Source organism: Bradyrhizobium sp. USDA 4503, assembly GCF_054055815.1.
In genome coordinates this window covers 5,343,130-5,363,756 of the sequence record NZ_JBSRXS010000001.1, presented here as the reverse complement: position 1 = coordinate 5,363,756, position 20,627 = coordinate 5,343,130, and the positions used below count along the sequence as shown (strand labels likewise).

Here is a 20,627-nt window from a genome sequence, read left to right as displayed (position 1 = left end):
ATCAAGCACTTAAGCTACTGATCCGATGGACGGGAGCCAACGAGCGAACGGCCAAGAACTGGCTAGCGGGCGTTAATGGTCCGAGCGGGGAACACCTGCTAAGTCTCATGAGACATTCAGATGGAGTATTTGAATGTGTGGTGAAGGCGTCAGGACGCCGGCTGATTCTCTCTGATAAAAAGCTCGTCCAGGTTAGAGAGAGCCTCGAAGCGACAGCGGCACTTCTGTCCGATTTAATCGAACCAGCTGATACCAAGCATTAGGCCAGTCCTGGGCGGCAGTCGAAAGTCGCGAAGCTTTGTCGCATGATGTGCTGCCGCGTGTGCGGCTGGAGAGAGGACGTGCCATGCCCCATGTTTCGACTGAAGATCGCGGCGCGGTCCGTGTCATCATCTACGCAAACGCCACGTTTCGGCCCATGACGGCCGCCCAGACATCAGCAGCCGACAGGGATGTTGAGGAATTGCCGTTCCGTTCACTATTCGCCCAGCACCTTCCTGATGAAGGCGGGTGGCCCATGGCGGCTGATGAGGCGCTGTTGGCAAGCATCGCAACAAGCCACCTGCTGCTGCCGCACTCCGCGATCCGCAAACACGAGTTCTAGCAGCCAAGTCGAAAAGCTCCTGTGTGCGGCGCGTTTTTGTCCGGTGAAATACCCGACGAGAGCCTCGCGGAAGCATCCCCGGCTCGTCGTTAAGCGTGCCATCTGATCAATTTGAGCGGCTTTGTGGCTCGACACGGCCAGGGCCTCGGTAGCTGACAATCGCGCGTTCGCAACCGTCCGATCGGCCATAAACCGCAGGAGGCCGATATCCCGCCGCGCATTGTTCCAATCGTGGAGCAGCACTGCAACAGAGGCATTGCCGTCTCGGCCCGCGCGTCCGAATTCTTGCAAATAGTCCTCAATCGAGGACGGATGCTGCCAATGGATCACCATGCGAACATTTTTGATGTCAAGGCCCATGCCGAACGCGCTTGTGCAGATCATCCGATCAACCTCCGGCCGACTTTCCCCGGAAAACCGCTTCAAGAGCTGCTCCCGCTCCCAGGCGCTGCCGAACTGCGAATGATAGAAAGGCGTTTCCAGTCCTTGTTCGCCAAGCTGCTTTTGCAACGCCTCTCCAATCTTACGGGTTGGCACAAAAATCATCACCTTGCCGCTCCCCGGCATCCGAACACGGCAGAGCTGGGCGATTACACCAGGGCGTTCGTCGATTGGTACGCTCCATCGAAGAAGCGCAATATTGGGCCGGTCGACCCCACGAACGAAGATCTGCGCGTCGGGAATTCCGAGCGACTCCAAGATGCGCTCTTGCATTTCTCGTCCAGCAGTCGCGGTGAATGCCAAAATGGGAGGCGAGCCCAGGGCCTCGCGAACCTCCTTGAGGCGCCCATACTCCGGTCTAAAATCCCTTCCCCATTGGTCGACGCAGTGGGCCTCATCAACCACCAGAAATGCGGGACGAATCGACCTGAGCAGCTGCTGCTCATTGGTGTTCCGAACGAAGAACCGCTCCGGTGCCACATAGAGCAATTTGAAATGATTGCTCGCCAGCGATCGGTAACGAAGGCGCTTCTCGTCTATGTCGATATCACTGTTGATAAAGCTGGCCGGGATCTTGCGCCTCATCAACGAGGAGACCTGCTCGCCCATTAGGGCTTTCAGGGGAGAGACGACCACACTGATCCCTCGCCGCTGGACCGCCGGCAGTTGAAAGCACAGTGTCTTGCCAAAGCCCGTTGGGCTGACGACCAGCAGCGATCGACCTGTCAGAGCGGCTTGGACGACCGGCAGCTGGCCATCCCGAAAGCGATCCAGGCCAAACAGCCGGAGCGCCGGACCAAAGTTTTGGCTTTGCTCAGATACCGCGCCCTCTCGATCAAGCCACAGGGCAAGTTTAGCTGCCCAGCGTTCGATTGCCCGGCGAGCCAGTCCAGCAGCGAGGATGGGATGATGCGCTGCATGACAGCCGTCGCACAGGGTGATCAGATTGGATGGCTCATCGCTGCCGCCGGCAGAGCGTGGTAGTAGGTGATGAACGTCAGCCTCAGCTCGATTGCACGACGTTCCGCATTCGACGCACCTGAACCTGTCACGTCGAAGGATGCTCTCTCGAATCCTGCGCCAATCCGCTTCGACTGCCCCCGTCACGCTGATCTCGCCCTGGTAGAGGTGGCTGGATTCTCAAGCCGCCCATCTGCGACGGTGACCGACTGCCCTTCTCGGACGCCTATTCGCTCAGGTCTGGACTAGCGAACCGGTCGGAAAAAAGAAAGTGGCTGGCCGGGGCTACGGTCTTGCGGCGGTTTGGCGCACGTCGAGGCAGCGCGGACGGGCCAATGGCACAGATAATTCGACACAGCCTCAGGTCACCACTAGGGCGCATACGGCAGCTTCTTCCGCGGAAGCGGGCATATTGGACGCCGAAAGGCATTTCCGCCTTGGGTCACAAAGCGACACCCCTGGGGAGGGGGGCACGTGTCGGCCTTGCCCTCGGAAGCGGACATCACCGGATTTATGAGTGGTCGCTCTTACAGGACTGAAAGCGCATTCCTTTAGGGTCAGCAACTGTCCGGGCTGGCGGTTCGGGCTAATTTGCATCCCGAAGTGATACCGAGAGCCCTGGAGATTCGGATGTTCTCCCCTAGCGAGGGCACCCCAGCCGCAGCAGAAGAGCAAATTTTTTTCTAGATTCTCTCCCTCCGCCATTTCCACGATTTAGTGCGCCAAGCCGCGATCTTCTACGATTTTGTGCGACCGGCGGCGCGTATGCAGCGCTTACACAACATGCGCGGCCCCGCCAAGAGAAGTTGAGCCCTCTTGGAGCTCCCCCCCGTTTCTGGCAATCGAAGCCGCAACCGCTCTTATGAGGCAGACAGCGAGAGCGCAAGCAGCGAAAGTACCAATGCCGGCGGCATGACCACAATGCCGAGTTGCAGAAAGCGAAGCGCGCCAACATGCTCAGCCTCGCGCCGCAGCGCGATCAGCCACAGGATCGTGGCGAGTGAACCGGTGACTGAAAGGTTGGGTCCGAGGTCGACGCCGATCAGGATTGCGCCGGTGACGTGATGCGACGCCTGCGCGGCTTGCGTGGTCGTCGCCGCGATCAGACCCATCGGCAGATTGTTGATGAGGTTCGAGGCGATCGCCGTGATGACGCCGGCGCCCCATGAGGTTGCGTGCGGCGATCGCGCGGCGGTTCGCTCGAGCTCTTCCGCGAGTGCCGGCAGCACGCCGGTGCGATTGAGGCCCTCGACCAGGATGAACAGTCCGGCGACGAGAGGAAGGACCGACCATGAGATATCGCGCGCGATCGATAGCGGCGATGTGCGGCCGAGCAGGAGCACGATCACGGTCACCATCGCCCCGCAGGCAAATGTCGGGATTCCAAGATCCAGACCCAACGCCGATGTGGCGAGCAGGACCGCCGCCGTCGCGCCGATGCCGGCGGCGACGATCGCGGCACTTCTGGCAAGCACGGCCGGCTCTCCGTCGCGCACATCGACACTACCCGACAGGCTGTTCCGCAGGCTGAGCCGGAGCATGATGAAGGTCGCTGCAATCGCCACGATCGAGGGCAGCAGGAAGTAGTGCAGCCACTGCGGCAGCGTCGGCATCCGCGCGCCGAACAACACGAGGTTGGCCGGATTAGAGATCGGCAGCACGAAGCTGGCGGCGTTGGCGATGAACGCACAGACGAAAAGATACGGCAGCGGCTCGACCTTCGCGGCACGGGTCGCGGCGTAGACCGCGGGCGTCAGCACGACGGCGGTGGCGTCGTTCGACAGGAAAATGGTGACCAGCGTACCGACCGCATAGACGATCGAAAACAACCGCGACGCTGAGTTGCGCGAATGCTTGACGGCGAGTTCGGCGAACCAATCGAACAAGCCCTCTTTCCGAGCGACCTCGGCCAGCAGCATCATGCCGATCAAAAAGAAGTAGACGTCCGTTCCCTTGCCTGCCGCCGCGACGGCGTCTCGCCACGGCAACAGGTCGAAGGCGATCAGCAGGACGGCGCCGGTCACTGCCCAGATGTATTCCGGCAGATTCCAGGGGCGCGCAATGACGCCCAAGGTCGCAAGACCGGCGATTCCCCAGGTCGCGGCGTTGTGAGTGAACATCAGGCGACACTCGCGGCGCTTGAAACCATTGCATCCGATGCGTGCCCGGGCTTTGTCGCACAAGCAGGCTTCAACAACGGCGCGAAGACGCTCCACAGCGCGACTGAGACCGTGGCGCTGCCACCGAGAATGAGAAACATCGGCCCATACCCGAACTCCTGTGCGATCCAGCCACCGATCGCAGGGCTGAGCGAGGCACCGATGTTTTGGACCGTCATGACCGCGCCATGGCCGGCATTGATCCGCCCGGTCCCGTCGAGAATCCGCGCGACGAGGCCGGGCACTGCCACGCTCTGCAATCCCGCGCCGACGCCGTCAAGAATCTGTACCGGATAAACGCCCCAGCTGTTCAGGAGCCACGCCGCGATGAGGCTCCGGACCGGCAAGGCGATGAACGACACCAGCATGACCAGCCAGTAGCCCTCCCTTTCGGCCATCCGCATCGCAACCAGCGAGGTCAGGATCATGGTGCCCTGGGCGATGACGATGGTCATCGCGACGAAGCTCGCGGGGTCGGCCTGCTTGTCGGCCACGACCGCCAGGCCGTACAGCGGGAGCATCGCCGCATTGCCGAGGTGGAAGAACAGCAGAGTTGCGGCGAGGATCAGCAATGGCTTCGATTCGATCAGCACTTGCAACCCGCTCGCGCGCTTGTCGTCCGTGCTCTCGCGTTCGAGCCCGCGGGCTGCGTCGTCGTCGATGGACGCGCTCGGGATCATCATAACGGAAGCGATCGAGAGAACACCGAAGAGCGCCGCGAGCCAGAACACCGCGGTGAAGCCGTACACCCAGCCGACGAATCCGGACAGCCCGGCGCCGACCATGTTGCCGGCGTGGTTGAAGGCCTGGTTACGGCCGTTCTGTCGATTGAAGCCTGCCTGGCGGACGATACCCAGCGTGATGCCGGCGACGGCCGGACCGATCGCGGCGCCGGCAATCGCCGTCGCGACCTGTGAGGCTGCCACGAGCCAGAACTCCTGTGACAGCAGCACGATGCCGGAGGCGACGACACTGCAGATGCCGGGGATGATGACGAACAGCTTCTTGCTGCGCGTGGCGTCGATCAGGGCTCCGGCCGGCGTCGTCATCAACATCCCAGCAACGCCGCCCGCCGTCATCACCGTCCCGATCCAGCCGGCCTGCCAGCCCTGCGCGAGCAGAAATACGCCGAGGAACGGCCCGATGCCGGCCTGCATGTCGGCGATGAAGAAGTTCAGCGCGAGCAGCGGACGGAGCGCCTTCTCTGGACTTGCGCTGTATGAGGCCGTCGGTGCTATCGACACGTTGCATCCCGATGCTTGATTAAACAAACTGCCTGTCCGATGAGATCCTCGACGCACCCGAGCCGGTTGAGTCCGGTTCGGGTCCGGTTTCCTGTTACGGCTGCTCAGAGCGGCGTCAGTCGTCCCCTAAGCGTCAAGCAGCTTCGTGTCCGTTGCCGACGAGCTTGGCTTTCCGGATTCGTCCGCCCAATTCGACGTGCAGTTCGTAGGTCTCGCCGTTGCGCCGGCCGTCTATTTCGAAATGCTTGGGCTTGCGACGGGGCGTACCCATCGGTTCGAACCCGGCCGAGCGAGCGGCCTCGATCGCTGCGGCGGGGTCTGCGGGTTCGTGGTGGGCGTGCTCGGGCTTCTTCTTGTGCTGGATCGTCACGCCCGCGCCATCGCACGCGAAATGCGTCACCTTGAGCTCAGAAGGCTTCTGCTCGCCTTCCAGTTCGACATCGGCTCCGATCCGGAGCTTGACGAGGTCTGCTCCATGCGGCGTGAGATCGGCAAGCACCATGCCTTTCGGGGTCTGAACCACAAAGCGGTGCGCAAAAACGTGCACGATCCTGCCGGACAATTTGATCTGGTCTTCCGACATCCTGATCTCCTGATTTTCTACTGTTCGTGATTTGCTCAAAGCGCTTTGGGCCCAGGGGGCGGTGGCGGTGCTCCGGGCGGTGGTGGCGGGGCGTCAGCCCGCGGTGGTGGGGGTGGTGCCCCTGGGGGCGGCGGCGGAGGCGGCCCGTCGGCCCGCGGAGGCGGCGGTGGCGCGCCGCGAGGCGGATGCGGCGGAGGACCGAAGGCTTCGGTTCGGCCGTCGGCATGCGAGACGATTTGAGCGCGGAAGATCCCCTGATCGAACATTCCCTGGACCGTCACGATCTCTCCCCTGGTGACGGCATCGGCATTATCCCCACGCGGTCCGAGATCGATCAGGGCGCGGCCGCCGCCGTCCTCCATCAAGAACATGTGGCCGAAGATCTCAGCGACGTTGCCGCGCACGGCGGACGGACCGCCGGGTTGCAGCCTGTCGATCGCGGTCGGCTGCAGCAGCATGACGTTGCGCGGCGGCCAATTCTGGGCGACGCGAACGCCAGCGGCACCGGCCGCTGCGCCGGCGACAAGCACGGCAAGCGCGGCCCCTGCCAACAGGCCACGATGCCGGACCTGCCGACGCCCAGGCAGCGACGGGCTCGTATCCCTCTGTGCATCGCTTTCGGTCATTGGACGCTCCTTTCATGATTGCGATGCCTGAAGCCTAGGACACTGTCCCCAATCCAGCCTGAACCGTTCCGTTCAGCTTGAGTTAAGCTTGGGCGCCTAGTTCCGGTCCGAGGTGTGAGCCGAATGAAAATCCTTCTGGTCGAAGACGATCGCCTGCTCGCGCAAGAGATTGCCCGAGCCCTGCGTGAGGAGAATTTCGCGGTCGACATCGCCGCCAACGGCGAGGACGGACAGCACCTCGGCGAAACCGAATCCTACGATGCCGCGGTGCTCGATCTCGGGCTGCCCAAAGTGCCCGGCGTCGAGGTGCTGCGCGGTTGGCGGAAGCAGGGCCGGCACCTGCCGGTGCTGATCCTGACTGCGCGCGACGGCTGGACCGACAAGGTGGAAGGCTTCAAGGCCGGGGCCGATGACTATCTCACCAAGCCATTCCGGATCGAGGAACTGGTCATGCGCCTTCGCGCGCTGGTCCGTCGCGCCTCGGGGCATGCTGTGCCGCGAATTTCCTGCGGACCCCTGAGCTTCGAAACGCAGACCGGCGTGTTCGAGCTCGATGGATTGCCGTTGAAGCTGACCGGGTTGGAGTGGCGTGTTCTCGAATGCCTGATCCTGCGCAAGGACACCGTGGTCGAGCGAGGCCTGCTGTCGGAAAAGGTCTATGAGGGCGACGTCGGGACGGATTCGAATTCCATCGAAGTGATCGTCGCGCGGCTCCGGCGCAAGGTCGGCAAGGCGCTGATCGAGACCGAAAGGGGCCGCGGCTACAAGCTCAACTCGGGATCCCCATGATGAGCCGGAATGCATCGCTCGGCCGGCGCCTCATGATCGGAGCCGGCGTGTTCATCACCGCGGCCCTGATCGTCGCCGCGATCCTGATATCGTTCGTGCTGCATCGATTCGTGCAGGGGCAGATCGATCAGAGGCTCGACGCGCAGATCCTCTTCCTCGCGTCCATGCTTGAAGCCGACGGCGCCGGCAACATTCGTCTGGCGGGATCCGCCGACGGGCCGCCATTCGATCGACGCCGACGCGGCTGGTACTGGCAGATTTTGGGGCCAAAGAACGCCTTGCGGTCGCGGTCGCTCGACGGAGCGGATCTGGCTCCTCCCGATATCAGCAACAGACCCCTGCCGCCCCCGCCGCCGCCTCCCCCGATCGGCGAAGATCCGCCTCCGCGAGAACGCCCGCTGCCTGCCGACGGCAAGGGTCCATACGACAACGTACTCCACTTTCGCATTTTGAACGTCGCGGTGTCCGGCACTCCTGTCACGATCGTGGCCTCCGCGCCGAGAGACGCGGTGCGCGGGCCGTTGTGGGAAGCAATGCGCACGTTGGCCTTGTCGCTCGCGGTGCTCGGCATCGCATTGATCTTAGCGATGCTGATCCAGGTTCGTCTGGGGTTGCGTCCCCTCGAACGACTTCGTCAGGCGGTCGCCGATGTAAGAGCTGGACTTCGCGACAACGTGCCCGACGCGCAGCCGGGCGAGGTGCAGCCATTGGCCACCGAACTGAATGCGCTGCTGGTTCAGAACGCCACCAACCTGGAGCGGGCGCGCAAACACGTCTCGAATCTGGCGCACGGACTGAAAACGCCGCTTGCGACGCTGGCGGTCGCGCTGCAGAAGCAATCGTCAGGCTCAGAGGATCTTCACGGTCTCGTCGTCCTAATGGACCGGCGCATCCGGCATCATCTGGGTCGCGCCCGATCGGCCGCACTTTGCGGTCCGGTTCGGACAAGAACAGTAATCGCGCCACGCGTCGCGGATCTCGGTCTCGTCCTCGGCAAAGTGAACGCCGACAAGACGATCGATTTCGTCAATCATATACCAGCCGGCCTGGCGGTAGCCTGCGAACAGCAGGACGTCGACGAGATGCTGGGAAACGTGCTGGAGAACGCCTTCTCCTGGTGCGGCAGCAAGGTTGTCGTCGAATCTCGCGAGGAGACGCGAAGTGTCGTCCTCGTCGTCGAGGACGATGGACCGGGGCTTTCGCCGGAGCAGATGTCGCAGGCGGTGCAGGCCGGCCAACGGCTCGACGAAAGCTCTCCAGGATTCGGCTTCGGGCTGTCGATCACGCGGGAACTCACCGAGCTTTACGCCGGATCCCTTAGCCTGGACCGGTCTCCACTCGGGGGACTTCGAGTGGCGATACGTCTGCCGTCCGGGGGGCTGGAGTGAGGGAAATCCCGGATGTCTGGTGCCGGTGACCGGTCCCGCGCTGCCGCGGCGTGGGGACACGCACAATGGATAATCCGGAAGGAGTAGTGGGCTCCCCCATGGGGAGAAATAGCGCGCGCCGATGAACTGCATGAAACTACGACAAAATCACCGATCGGCGAGGGCGGAGATCCCATGGGACAGACCGCAAAAAGGGAATTGCACCCGTTGCGCATGCTGGCGCTGCTGATTCCGCTGCTCACGACCGTTCCGCTGTCAAACGTGGATGCACAGGCGCAACCTGCTGCACCGCGTCAATTGCGCCGTGAGCCGCCGCCGCAAAAGCCGCAGGTGACGATGAATGCCTGGACGATCGGCCTCGCCGGGGGCCTGCTCGAGGGCGCGCCCATTCGTCTCGCGGCCGAAATCGCCCGCGTGGTAGACGATGGCGACAAGCTGCATGTGTTGCCGGTCGTGACGCGCGGGCCGACGGAGAATGTGAACTCGCTGCTGTATTTGCGCGGCATCGATGCCGCCATCATCAATTCCGACGTGCTCGAGGAATACAGGAGCCAGGTGCCGGATATCCAGCAACGGCTGGCTTTCGTGCTGAACCTGTTTCCGTCCGAACTGCATATCTTCGTTCGTCCCGAGATCCAAAGCCTGAGCGATCTCGCCGGCAAGAAGGTGAACTTCAATAATCTGGGTACCGCGGCGGCCTATTCGGGGCCGCTGATCTTCAGCCGCCTTGGCCTCGATGTGGAAAAAACCTTCATTCCCCATCAGGTCGCGCTCGAGCAGATGCGCAAGGGCGAGATGGCCGCGGTCGTCTTCATCACCTCGAAGCCGGTGGATGCCTTCGTGCGCGGCCGCTGGGACCCGGGGTTCAAGTTCCTGCCTGTTCCCTATGACAGGAGGTTCGAAGACTTTTATCTTCCCGCCTCGCTCGAGGCCACGGAGTATCCCAATCTCATCAAGCAGGGCGAGCGCGTCACGACAATCGCCGTGCCGACCGCCCTGGTGGCTTTCAACTTTCCGGCCAAATCGAACCGCTATGAGCGCCTTGCGCGCTTCGTGGAGTATCTGTTCTCGCGGATCGACAAGCTGCAGCAGCCGGGCTTCGACCAAAAGTGGAAGACGATCAATCTCGCCGCGACCGTTCCCGGCCTGACGCGCTTCCCCGCAGCGCAGGCGTGGCTCGATCGCGAGCCGCGCGCCGCCGCAAATACATCGCAATGAGACGCGCGGCGACCTGCGCGGTGGCTGGAGTCTTGCTCGCAAGCGGCATTGCTTCGGCGCAGGCGGCAGGATATCGCCAGATCGCTCAGCTCCGCGATTGCTCCGCCAAGGAACGCTCCGAACGGCCGGAGTGCTCCGAGAAGACACCGCGGGCGTCGGCGCTGCCCCAGGCGAACCTGGGTAACAGCTGGGTCGTCAGCCTGACGACTTCACCGCTCGACTATTCACCGGTCGCCACCGCCACGACGTCATCGCGCGACGGTGCTGGCGAAAGCGCAATGACGCTTTCGATTCGCTGCCATGGCGGGCGGAGCGAACTGATCGTCGCGGGCTCCCGCGTGTCCGGTCGCGGCGATGGATATGCGATTTCCTACCGCATCAACGACGGTCCGCCGCAGCAAGTAGCGGCAGCTGTGCCTGCGTCCGGGACCGGCGTTGCGTTCGGCGGTGACGTGGTTCGCTTGCTGCAGTCCCTTCCGGACGGCGGAGGTCTCAATATTCACCTCGCACCCCGTACCGGACCGGCGCTGGATGCGGTGTTTCCGTTGGGCGGGATGGATGTGGTGCGCGCGAAGATCACCGCTGCCTGCAGGTGGCCACAACCGACCGCAAAACCCAACGGCTAGAGATTTCAATGACGTGTCTTTAACAGGAGGTATCCATGCGCGTGTTTCAGCATATTGCGAAGGTAACCATCATCGGAGCCGCAACGGCGCTCCTGGCCGCTTCATACGCTGCGGCGGAGCAAGGCGGCGGACGGTACTGGACACCGACAACAACGAACCGCACTGCGGACTATCAGCACGTTTCAGAAAAGGTCCAAAGGGTTCATATCTCGCGCAAGGCGACCACCCACAAGAGGGAACGATCTCCTCTCGACGCCAACGCCCGGCTTCCATCCAACGCCAAGTCGCACAACCTGATCCTGCAGGTGAACACGAACGATCCCGCAGCCATGAATCTCGCGCTCAACAACGCAGTCAACGTTGCGCAATACTACAAGGATCTCGGCGAGAAGGTGAAAATCGAGGTGGTCACCTTCGGACCCGGCCTGCACATGCTGCGCGACGACACCTCGCCGGTGAAAGCCCGTCTCGAGGAAATGGCGCTGAGCACGCCGGAGGTCTCGTTCAAGGCCTGTGGCAATACCCAGGAAAAAATGCACAAGGCCGAGAACAAGGATATCCCGATTGTTCGCCAGGCGGAGGTGGTGAAGTCAGGCGTCGTGCGCGTGATGGAACTGCAGGAGAAGGGCTGGTCCTATGTGAAGCCGTGACCTGTGGCCTAACCCGAAAGGGGTGGGTGGGGTCCTCCATGCGGGCTGTAGGCTTCGCGCTGCGGTACGGCGCATAATGCCGTACCTCAACAGATCGTGTCGCCACGCGACAGGTGATTGCGGATGGGCCCGGTGATCCTCAAGGACAAGGCAGTTGCCGGCTGCGACATCGCAGATTCGTCGCGCCGCCTGCTGCCCAAGGCGGGACGGTCCGCGCTGTCGTGGACGACTGCTGCCATGCTCGCAATGGTGTGCGCGCCGGAAACACGGGCTTCCCCAGATCCGGCGCGCCCTTCGACGCAACCGCAGCATTCGGCGGCTGCCGGTAGTCCCGCTTTCATCGAAGCGGCAAGGAACGGCGCTCCCGAAGCCTTGCCGCCGGGTCGAGGCGGCAATGACAGACCGGTGCAGGTCGCCCAAGCGAGCGTCGGCGACACGGGGCAGGCCTCGAAACGGGAATACAACTGGGCGGAGTCGCTCTCCTGCGAACTGACGAATGCAAGACGTGACATCGAGTTGCTGCAACGTCTCGAGCAAGAGCGCTATCGGGCCGAGTCGATGGAGCAGAGTCTAGCGGCGGCGCGCCGCGATATCGAGGCCCAGGCCGCGTTGACGGACAAGGCGGCCGAAGAGAAGCAGGCCGCGCAGGGCGGCGCGGAGTTGCTGAACTCCCTGCAAGAGACGCGTGAGCGGGCGGAGCGCCTGGAGCGGGATCTGGCGGCAGCGCGGCGTGATGTCGAAACCCAGACCGTGCTGGCGACAAAAACGGGTGAGGAAGCGTCTCGGCTGAAAGCAGCGGCGGAAGGTGGCGCGGCGGATCTGCAGCGGGAGCGCGAGCGGTCCGCGCGGCTCGAGCAGGATCTCGAGGCATTGCGCCGCAACGTCGAGACTCAGACGGCGCTGGCGGCAAAGGCAGGCGAGGAGGTTTCCCAGCTGAAGGGGATGCGTGAAAGCGGCGCTACGGAGCTGCAGTCGGCCCTGCAAAGGGAGCACGAGCGGAGCGCGCAGCTGGAGCAGGATCTGGCGGCAGCGCGGCGCGATGTCGAGACCCAGATGGCGTTGGCGACAACGACGAAGGAAGAAGCCCTGCGGCAGAAGCAGGCAGCGGACGTCGGAGCTGCCGAGCTCAGGCAATTGCGCGAACGAGCCGAGGCGCTGGCGCAAGACCTCTCGCTGTCGCGGAGCTCGATCTATGCATACGAAGCCCAAGTCCGTAAATCCGGAGACGAAGCGACGGAGCTCAGGCAGGCGGTTGCAAGCTGCACGGCTTCGGTCAGCAAATTCACACCCGACGAAGGTGAGCGGTTCGCACGGCTGGAGCGGGACCTTGCGGCTGCCCGCAGCAACGTCGAGACCCAGGCCGCGCTGGCGACCAAAGCCGGCGAGGAGGTTTCCCGACTGAAACAGCAAAGCGAAAGCGGAGCGGCCGAGTCGCAGGGCTCCCTGCAAAAGGAGCGAGAGCGGTCCGAAAGGCTGGAGCAGGACCTTGCGGTCGCGCGGCGTGATGCCGAGACCCAGACCGCGCTGGCGGCAAAGGCGGCCGATGAAGCCCTGCGGCAGAAGCGGACGGTGGAGGCCGGGGCCGCCGAGCTGCGGGACTCGCGTGCCAAGGCCGACGCGCTGACACAGGAGCTTTCCCAGACGCGAAGCACGATCTACGCCTTCGAGGCGCAGGCCCGAAAAGCCGGTGAAGAAGCAGCGGAGCTCAGGCAGGCGGCCGAGAGCGGCGCGGCTTCGGTTCACAAATCCACACCGGACGAACGTGAGCGACTGGTGCGGCTGGAGCAGGATCTTGCGGCTGCGCGCCGCGATGTCGAGACGCAAACCGCGCTGGCGACGAAAGCAGGCGAGGAAACCGCCCGACTGAAGCGGGAAAGGGAAAGCGGTGCGGCGGAGTTGCAGAACTCACTGCAAGCGGCGCGGGCCGACCGGCTGGAGCAGGATCTCGCGGCAGCGCGGCGCGATGTCGCGACCAAGACGGCGCTGGCGACGAAAGCAGACGAGGAAACGTCCCGGCTGAAGGCGGTGGAGAAGAGCGGTGCGGCCGAGCTGCAAAAGGAGCATGAGCGGTCCGCCCGGCTGGAGCAGGATCTTGCGTCGGCGCGCCGTGATATCGAGAGCAAGGCCGTGCTGGTGACCGAGGCGGGCAAGGAAACGTCCCGGCTGAAGGCGGTGGAGAAGAGCGGTGCGGCCGAGCTGCAAAAGGAGCGTGAGCGGTCCGCCCGGCTGGAGCAGGATCTCGCGGCGGCGCGACGTGACGTCGAGAGCAAGGCCGTGCTGGTGACCGAAGCGGGCAAGGAAACGTCCCGGCTGCAAGCTGTGGGAAAGAGCGCTGCGGCGGACCTGCAAAAGGAGCGTGAGCGGTCGGCGCGGCTGGAGCAAGATCTGGCGGCAGCGCATCGCGACAGCGAGACCCAGACGGCGCGGGCGGCAAAGGCAGGCGAGGAAATCTTGCTGCAGAAGCAGGCGGCGGAAGCCAGCGCTGCCGAGTTGAGACAATTGCGCGCCAGGATCGACGTGCAGCCCCAGCACCTCCCTTTGTCGCGGAGCGCAATCCATGCGTATGAGGCCGAGGATCGCAAGGCGCACGGCGCGGCGTTGACGACCGGTGCGACCGCGCGGGACAAGTCCATCGAAGTGGCCACCAATCCAACCGCCGAACAGACGCGAGCGGCGCCTGCTCGCGCGGTTGCCCAGCCTGCTCCCGAGCAGGCTGCGGAAGCCGGAGGGTTGGTTGCGCGGGCGAGCTCCTTGTTGCGTCAGGGCGACATAGGCGCGGCGCGGCTTGTACTCGAGCGCGCCGTGGAAATGGGCAGCGCCCAGGCGAGCTTCGCGCTGGCAGAAACCTACGATCCCCTGATTCTTGCGAAGTGGGGGACTTACGGCACGCGCGGCGACGAGCGCAGGGCGCAAGACCTCTACGCCAAGGCCAACGCCGCGGGAGTCCATGAGGCGAAATCGCGTCTGGAAGCGCTGCGCCGATAGCGCATGTGCCAATCCACCGGCAATTTCACCGCAATCGTCCTAACGACGGGCGCCACCGCGACGAGCTTCGCTCTCACGCGCGTGGCGCCCCGCCCGGCCGCAACGTCCGGCGACGGGCTTCGCTTTAGCGTTCGCGCAGGGCTTCCTGCCGGTAGCGTGCCAGCGGCGACAGCAGGTAGCTGATGATCCTGCGCGTGCCGGTCTTGATTTCGACCGTCACCGCCATGCCCGGCCCGAGCTTGACGAGCTTGTCCTCGATTTGCATGTGCGTCCGGTCGAGCGAAACGCGCGCGGCGTATTCCAGCTCCTGACCTTTAGGCTCGCTGCTGCTCTGCGCCGCGCCCAATGTCCGGTCATTGGGGTTGCCCTGTTGCTTGTCGCGCGTGATGGCATCCGTCGACACGCTGAGCACATCGCCATGAAGCAGCCCGTACCGGGTGAAGTTGAACGTATCGACCTTGATCTCCGCCTTCTGGCCGGGATGCACGAAGCCGATGTCGCGGTTCGACAGCATGGCCTCGATCTCGAGCTGGCTCTCGCTCGGGACCACGACGGCCAGCGCCTGAGCGGGCGTCACCACGCCGCCCACCGTATGAACGGCAAGCTGCTGCACGACGCCGTCGACCGGTGCGGTCAGGCTCTGCAGTTTCGTTCGCCGATCCGCCTTGACCACCTCCTGCGCGGCGCTCGCAGCTTTCTGCTCGGCCTTCGCAAGAGCATCATAGGTCGCGCGGCGATACTCCGCGGCAGTCTTGTCCTTGGTCTCCTTCAGCAGCGCGATCGCCGCATCGGCTTCGCGCAGCCGGCTCTGCTGCAGGACGAGGTCCTGCTGCATGGCGACCAGTTCCTGATATTCGGAGAGATAGACGACCTTCGACGCCAATGCCTTCTCGACGAGACCCTTGCGGATATCGACGCGCTCCTTCAGTACCGGAATCGTCGCCTCCAGCTTGTCGACGCTCGCCGATGTGGTCGCCCGTTCCGCCTCCTTCTGCCCCTGCTGACGCTCGATTTCAGAAAGCTTTGCGCTCTGTTCGGCGCGCTGGCTGATCAGGAACTGGCGATGCATCTCGATTTCGGCCGCACTTGCGTTTTGCGGCGGCCGGAAGGCCGCGAGCGGGTCTGCGGCCAGCGCGGCGCGCAGCCGCGCGACGTCCAGCTCGGCTGCAAGCAGATCGCTCTTCTGGCGTTCCTGGTCGGCTTCCGTCATTGTCGGATCCAGCTCGATCAGGACGTCGCCGGCCTTGACGCTCTGGCCGTCGCGGACGCGGATGGCGCGGACCACACCGGTCTCGAACGGCTGGATCAGCTTGGTGCGCCCGCCCGGCACGATCTTGCCGGTCGCGCTGGCGACGATATCGACGCTGCCGAGCGTCGCCCACAACAGCGCGATGCAGAACGCGGCGATGATGCAGGCCCCGATCGCGCGCCCGATCGGCGACGGCGGCGATTCGGCGATCTCGAGCGCCGCCGGCAGAAAGGCGATTTCGTGCTCGCGGCGGCGAGGTTCGCGTCTCGGGAACGCGACGACATTGCGGCTAGCGGACGTCATGGATACCGGCCTGCAGATAATGGAGGTTGGCGTAACGGCCGTTGGTGCGGATCAGCTCGTCATGGCTGCCGTCCTCGACGATGCGGCCATGCTCGAGGGTGATGATCCGGCTTGCATTGCGCACCGTCGACAGCCGGTGGGCGATGACGAACACGGTCCGGCCGGCGGAAATCCGCCTCATGTTCTGCTGGATCGCGCGCTCGCTTTCGTAGTCCAGCGCGCTGGTCGCCTCGTCCAGGATCAGGATGCGTGGATCGGTGATGAGTGCACGCGCGATTGCGATTCGCTGGCGCTGCCCGCCGGACAGGCTGCTGCCGCGCTCACCCACGACGGTGTCGTAACCCTCCGGCAGTTCGAGGATGAAGTCGTGGGCGCCGGCTAGCTCCGCCGCTTCGATGACGCGCTCCATCGGCATCGCCGGATCGGCCAGCGCGATGTTGTCGCGAACCGTGCAGTTGAACAGTACGTTCTCCTGCAACACGACGCCGATCTGGCGCCGCAGCCAGCTCAGATCGACCATCGCGAGGTCGACGCCGTCGACGAGCACGCGCCCGCTTTCCGGGACATAGAGACGCTGGATCAGCTTGGTGATGGTGCTCTTGCCCGAGCCCGACGAACCCACGATGCCGATGACCTGGCCTGGCTCGACGCTGAAGGACACGTCGTGCAGCACCTCGGGGCCGTCGATGCGGTAGCGGAAAGTCGCGTGCTCGAATGTGACCTGACCGCGGATCGGTGGCAGCGCCGCGCGGGCCGGCGTGAAGCTCGGCTCGGGAATGGTGTTGAGGATGTCGCCGAGACGATCGATCGACAGGCGGGCCTGATGGAAGTCCTGCCAGATCTGCGCGAGTCGCAGAACCGGCGCGCTGACACGCGCGGCCAGCATGTTGAACGCGACGAGCTCACCGACAGTCAGGTCCCCGCTGACCACCAGGCGGGCGCCGAAGTAAAGGGTCGCGGCGATGACCAGCTTGTTGATCATCTGGACCGCCTGGCTCGCCGTGTTGTTCAGGCTGAGCACGCGGAAGCTTGCGGACACATAGCCGGCGAGCTGCTCCTCCCAGCGGCGCTGCATCTGCGGCTCGACCGCCATGGCCTTCAGCGTCTCGATACCGGTGACGCTCTCGACCAGGAAGGCCTGGTTCTCGGAGCCGCGATTGAATTTCTCGTCGAGGCGCCGACGGAACAGCGGCGCGGCTCCCGCGGAGATGCCGATGTAAAGCGGGAAGGACGCCAGCACGATCCACGTCAACGTCGTCGAGTAATAGAACATCACTGCAAGGAAGACGACGGTGAACAGCAGATCGATCACCAGCGTGAGCGCCGAGCTGGTCAGGAACTGGCGGATGTTCTCGAGTTCGCGGACGCGCGCCACCGAATCGCCGACGCGGCGGGTCTGGAAATAGGCGATCGGCAGCGCCAGCAGGTGACGGAACAGCCTGGCGCCGAGCTCGACGTCGATACGGTTTGTCGTATGCGCGAACTGATAGACGCGCAGCGTCTCGAGAACGGCCTCGAACACGGTCAGTACGACAAGCCCGACGACCAGCACGTCGAGCGTGCTCATGCTTCGATGCACGAGCACCTTGTCGATCACCACCTGGAAGAACAGCGGTGAGACAACGGCGAAGATCTGAAGGAAGAACGACGCCGCCAGCACCTCGCCGAGCAGGCGACGATACTTTTGCATGGCGCCGACGAACCAGGAGATATCGAAGCGCCGCGCGAGGTCGGTCAGGCTGGCGCGCCGGGCCATCAGGATGATGCCGCCGTCCCAGATCGCCTCGAGTTGGGCCTGGGTGATTGCTTCGGGCCGCGGAGACAGCGGGCGCTGAACGAGAAGCTTGTCGTCGATAACCTTGCCGAGGATCAGGAAGCTGCCGTCGCGCAGCACCGCAATTCCCGGCAGCGGGGTGACGGCAAGCCTGTTCCAGCTCGTCCTCTGCACCTTTGCCTTGAGTCCGAAATCCTTGGCGCAGCGCAGGATTTCAGTAACGCCGAGGCGCGCCGCGCCGATCCGGTGACGAATTTGGCCGGGGTCGGCAGCGATGCCATGGCAACGCAGCAAGATCGCCAGCGCAATGAGCCCGGATTCATCGTCATGTTCGGATTCGACGCCGGCGGCCGGGGATTCGGTGTTTGTGTTCGCCGGATGGATTGCGGCATCGTCGTGAGGCCCGCGCATCAGGATGCCAGGTCTCATCGCCAAGAAGCTCTTCGTGAGACCGTCACGAGCCCGCATCAGGCCCTCGCCGGCGCGGTGCATCAGGCCGGCGCCCAGGTCAAACGAGCGCGTGCGGATGCCGGCAAATGCATGACGTGCGCGCTGCGCGAGGCTCTGTGATCCAGCACAGATCAAACCGCCATCCCAGATCGCTTCGAATTCCGCGCGCGTCATTCGGCTCGGATGCGGCGAGGTCGGGTGCAGCACAAGCGCCACCTGGTCGTCGATCTTGCCCAGCAGCAGAAATCCGCCGTCACGTAGCGAGGCGATTCCGGGCAGCTGGGTACCCGCTAGGCGGGTCCAATCCATTGTCCGCGAGCGGACCTTGACCCCGAATTCGCGCGCGCAGCGAAGCATCGCGCGGACGCCGATCTCGTCGCTCCCGCAACGATCGCGGAGCTGGTCCGGCACGGTATTCACGCCATGGAGGCGCAGGAACAGAGCTAGCGCGCGAAGCCCTAGATCTGCGGCGGGGGCATTTCCGTTCTGGATCGCCATTCTTACTCAACCCTTCGCGGCTACCCGGCCGCGTTAGTGTTCCTTCTCATGCATTTCCAAAGACTGGGAATTCCAATGCCGCGCATCGACAGAGCATGCGACATACCGCTTGCTCGCAGCCAAAAGGCGCAAGCAACATCAAAGCACTAGGGCCTCGAACCGCGAGGGGATTTCAAAGCAGTGGGATTTTAGACCTGCCCCCCGACTGCTGAACCGGTTCGTTAATGCGCAAAAATGGCGAAAAAAGTTTCAAATCTTGATTTTTGCACCGTTATGTTGCGCGCAAATTTGCCGCATACCCGAAGCTGTTGCGCCAGCACGCATTTTGATCGCTTGGAAACAGATGCGAGCGATGAAGCCAACCGAGACCAAGACCCGCGCGTGGCAGTCCCTTCGCCGTTACCGTCCGCGATCGACCGCCCGTTTCCGACTCCCAACACGTTGATGGTACTGCACCCGGGCGCAGAGCCCCCGGGTGCAGTAGCCGGATCAACCTTGAGGTTTGCTCAAGAACGAGTTGTGCGTCCAGCCGGTCCCATTCGACATCGCCGCCACGATCTGACCAGCGTCGACCCGACCGGTGCTACCGGCCAGATACTGGTTCAGCAGCGCAAAGCCCTGGCTTGCCTGGGACGCTCGCGCGCCTTGATCGGCCCAACCGGTCGTCTGCGATGCTGTGTTCGCCAGGGTGCTGGTGTCGCCCATCTGCTGCTGCAACTGCGCAAAGCCGTGGTTTGCCCAGCTCCCGGCGTTTCCGCCAGTCGAGCTGGACGGCCGGGGATCCGTCACGCGGATCGTCTGCGGGTCCGACGACATCACAGCGCCGGTGGTCGGATCCATAGCGCTCGCGGTCAGCGTGAGGTTCGCGACCGGATGAGCATTGCCCTTGTAGTACGATGTCAGCGTCAGTCCGCTGTCGACCTGCGCGGACGTCAGGGTGATGTTGTTGCCCCTGAGCGTCGTGCCGTCGCCGGTCGTGATCGTCTCGTATCGCGGCAATCCCATGATACTGAGGGTGAGGTTATCGTTGGGGTCGGTCGTCGTAATGGTCGTCCCCAGGTCGACCTGACCGCCTCTGCCGGCCACCCAGAGCGACTTGTCCGCGACGTCGAGCACCGGTGCGGTCACGCTCGGAGTCGTGGGGGTTGTCGGCGTCGTGGGGTCGGTCGGCGTCGTCGGCTGCGCCGGTATCGTCGGATCGGTCGGCGTCGTCGGTGTCGTCGGCTGCGTCGGCTGCGTCGGTGTCGCCGGCGAAGAGGCGCCCTGCAGCGGAGGCGGCAGATCGCCCTGCAACTGCGTCGCATTCATCGTTGTGAAATAGAGTTGCTTATAGCTGGTTGTCAGATCGACCCAGTTGCTCATCCCGACGCCGGGATTATTCACGAATACGCCATTCTGGTAGACGTACCCGGCGGTGGCGTCTCTCCACCAGTCGGCACCGATATTGGCAACGTAGTGTTCGTTCGGATTGTCGACCTTCATGCTCGCCGTGACGAAAACGCCGTCGATCGTTCCGGGCGTGTAGGTGCCGCGGGATCCGCCCGGCCAGAAATGGTCGTTGTATCCGCTGGTCGGTGCATCGACGGATACGCTGCCATCCGCGTTTGTGGTTTGATTCCATGCAATGTTCGCGTTCCCGACGAAGTCAGCGGTGAAGTGGGCGCCTCCGAGGGAGCTCGTGTCCTGGTCCTGCACCTTGACCCAGCCGCCGCTCGTGAGATGCACCCAGGTCTCGAAATTTGCTATGTCGACGCTGCCCGGATTAACCGTCTGCCCGACCTCGGGATAGATCTGACCCCATCCGGTGATGGCCGAGAAGCCGGCAGGAGGGGTGCCTCCGCCACCGTTTCTGCCGGAATACCAAGAGTAGGATGAAGGAACGCCCAGCGGGAATCCTTCGCTATTGCCTGTGGTATTTTGAGTGATGACATCGTCTAGAGCGGCCAAGCTAATTCTCCATTGCAGACCAAATTGAGGACGAAGAATTCCACTGCCGCGCATGGGGGACGCGCGACATACTGCATGCTCGTAAGGTCTTGCGACCACGAACAGATTTCAATGCACTGCAGGCCTCGAACCG

Annotated in this window: 14 protein-coding genes; 7 read left to right on the top strand and 7 right to left on the bottom strand. The window is 63.7% G+C overall.

Annotated elements, in window-relative coordinates; genetic code table 11:
* Positions 1 to 478 precede the first annotated feature (478 nt).
* From ACVMIH_RS25695 to ACVMIH_RS25680, 4 genes are all read right to left on the bottom strand, one after another.
* Positions 479 to 2,152 (bottom strand): RecQ family ATP-dependent DNA helicase, encoded by a 1,674-nt coding sequence (locus ACVMIH_RS25695; RefSeq protein WP_456863825.1) that lies wholly within the window; start codon positions 2,150 to 2,152, stop codon positions 479 to 481.
* 713 nt (positions 2,153 to 2,865) lie between these two features.
* The gene (locus ACVMIH_RS25690; protein ID WP_456863822.1) at positions 2,866 to 4,125 is read right to left on the bottom strand and encodes an arsenic transporter; all 1,260 of its coding nucleotides are present in this window, start codon (positions 4,123 to 4,125) and stop codon (positions 2,866 to 2,868) included.
* Positions 4,125 to 5,408: an MFS transporter gene (locus ACVMIH_RS25685; protein WP_456863819.1), complete on the bottom strand. Its 1,284-nt coding sequence runs from the start codon at positions 5,406 to 5,408 to the stop codon at positions 4,125 to 4,127. The genes ACVMIH_RS25690 and ACVMIH_RS25685 overlap by 1 nt, the downstream gene beginning before the upstream one ends.
* Positions 5,409 to 5,541: 133 nt before the next feature.
* A complete protein-coding gene (locus ACVMIH_RS25680; RefSeq protein ID WP_057021152.1) occupies positions 5,542 to 5,991 on the bottom strand; it encodes a hypothetical protein in 450 nt (149 codons plus the stop codon).
* A 185-nt stretch (positions 5,992 to 6,176) separates the two neighbouring features.
* Between ACVMIH_RS25680 and ACVMIH_RS25675 the strand changes: the two genes are divergently transcribed.
* From ACVMIH_RS25675 to ACVMIH_RS25645, 7 genes are all read left to right on the top strand, one after another.
* Positions 6,177 to 6,635: a hypothetical protein gene (locus ACVMIH_RS25675; protein ID WP_199805383.1), complete on the top strand. Its 459-nt coding sequence runs from the start codon at positions 6,177 to 6,179 to the stop codon at positions 6,633 to 6,635.
* Between the two features lie 105 nt (positions 6,636 to 6,740).
* Positions 6,741 to 7,406, top strand: coding sequence for a response regulator transcription factor (locus tag ACVMIH_RS25670; protein ID WP_076834811.1), 666 nt, complete (start codon positions 6,741 to 6,743; stop codon positions 7,404 to 7,406).
* Positions 7,406 to 8,794, top strand: a complete 1,389-nt coding sequence (locus ACVMIH_RS25665; protein WP_456863816.1) for a sensor histidine kinase — start codon at positions 7,406 to 7,408, stop codon at positions 8,792 to 8,794. The genes ACVMIH_RS25670 and ACVMIH_RS25665 overlap by 1 nt, the downstream gene beginning before the upstream one ends.
* A 213-nt stretch (positions 8,795 to 9,007) precedes the next feature.
* On the top strand, positions 9,008 to 10,012 hold the full coding sequence (locus ACVMIH_RS25660) for a TAXI family TRAP transporter solute-binding subunit (protein ID WP_057021156.1): 1,005 nt from the start codon (positions 9,008 to 9,010) through the stop codon (positions 10,010 to 10,012).
* A gap of 32 nt (positions 10,013 to 10,044) precedes the next feature.
* The gene (locus ACVMIH_RS25655) at positions 10,045 to 10,638 is read left to right on the top strand and encodes a hypothetical protein (RefSeq protein WP_225643109.1); all 594 of its coding nucleotides are present in this window, start codon (positions 10,045 to 10,047) and stop codon (positions 10,636 to 10,638) included.
* A gap of 35 nt (positions 10,639 to 10,673) precedes the next feature.
* Entirely contained in the window at positions 10,674 to 11,288 is a 615-nt protein-coding gene (locus ACVMIH_RS25650; RefSeq protein ID WP_057021157.1) for a DsrE family protein, read from the top strand.
* A 123-nt stretch (positions 11,289 to 11,411) separates the two neighbouring features.
* Positions 11,412 to 14,273 carry a hypothetical protein gene (locus ACVMIH_RS25645; RefSeq protein WP_456854478.1) on the top strand — a complete coding sequence of 954 codons (2,862 nt, stop codon included), beginning with the start codon at positions 11,412 to 11,414 and terminating at the stop codon, positions 14,271 to 14,273.
* A gap of 124 nt (positions 14,274 to 14,397) precedes the next feature.
* Here ACVMIH_RS25645 and ACVMIH_RS25640 read toward each other — a convergent pair whose 3' ends face one another.
* From ACVMIH_RS25640 to ACVMIH_RS25630, 3 genes are all read right to left on the bottom strand, one after another.
* Positions 14,398 to 15,825, bottom strand: a complete 1,428-nt coding sequence (locus ACVMIH_RS25640; RefSeq protein ID WP_057021159.1) for an HlyD family type I secretion periplasmic adaptor subunit — start codon at positions 15,823 to 15,825, stop codon at positions 14,398 to 14,400.
* A complete protein-coding gene (locus tag ACVMIH_RS25635; protein WP_456854480.1) occupies positions 15,812 to 18,460 on the bottom strand; it encodes a type I secretion system permease/ATPase in 2,649 nt (882 codons plus the stop codon). The genes ACVMIH_RS25640 and ACVMIH_RS25635 overlap by 14 nt, the downstream gene beginning before the upstream one ends.
* A gap of 576 nt (positions 18,461 to 19,036) precedes the next feature.
* On the bottom strand, positions 19,037 to 20,494 hold the full coding sequence (locus ACVMIH_RS25630) for a hypothetical protein (protein ID WP_456863813.1): 1,458 nt from the start codon (positions 20,492 to 20,494) through the stop codon (positions 19,037 to 19,039).
* Positions 20,495 to 20,627 lie beyond the last annotated feature (133 nt).

Coding starts and splice junctions, on each gene's coding strand:
- ACVMIH_RS25690 (WP_456863822.1), bottom strand. CDS start 4,125: ATGTTCACTCACAACGCCGCGACCTGGGGAATCGCCGGTCTTGCGACC.
- ACVMIH_RS25680 (WP_057021152.1), bottom strand. CDS start 5,991: ATGTCGGAAGACCAGATCAAATTGTCCGGCAGGATCGTGCACGTTTTT.
- ACVMIH_RS25675 (WP_199805383.1), top strand. CDS start 6,177: ATGCGGCGGAGGACCGAAGGCTTCGGTTCGGCCGTCGGCATGCGAGAC.
- ACVMIH_RS25670 (WP_076834811.1), top strand. CDS start 6,741: ATGAAAATCCTTCTGGTCGAAGACGATCGCCTGCTCGCGCAAGAGATT.
- ACVMIH_RS25665 (WP_456863816.1), top strand. CDS start 7,406: ATGAGCCGGAATGCATCGCTCGGCCGGCGCCTCATGATCGGAGCCGGC.
- ACVMIH_RS25660 (WP_057021156.1), top strand. CDS start 9,008: ATGCTGGCGCTGCTGATTCCGCTGCTCACGACCGTTCCGCTGTCAAAC.
- ACVMIH_RS25650 (WP_057021157.1), top strand. CDS start 10,674: ATGCGCGTGTTTCAGCATATTGCGAAGGTAACCATCATCGGAGCCGCA.
- ACVMIH_RS25645 (WP_456854478.1), top strand. CDS start 11,412: ATGGGCCCGGTGATCCTCAAGGACAAGGCAGTTGCCGGCTGCGACATC.
- ACVMIH_RS25640 (WP_057021159.1), bottom strand. CDS start 15,825: ATGACGTCCGCTAGCCGCAATGTCGTCGCGTTCCCGAGACGCGAACCT.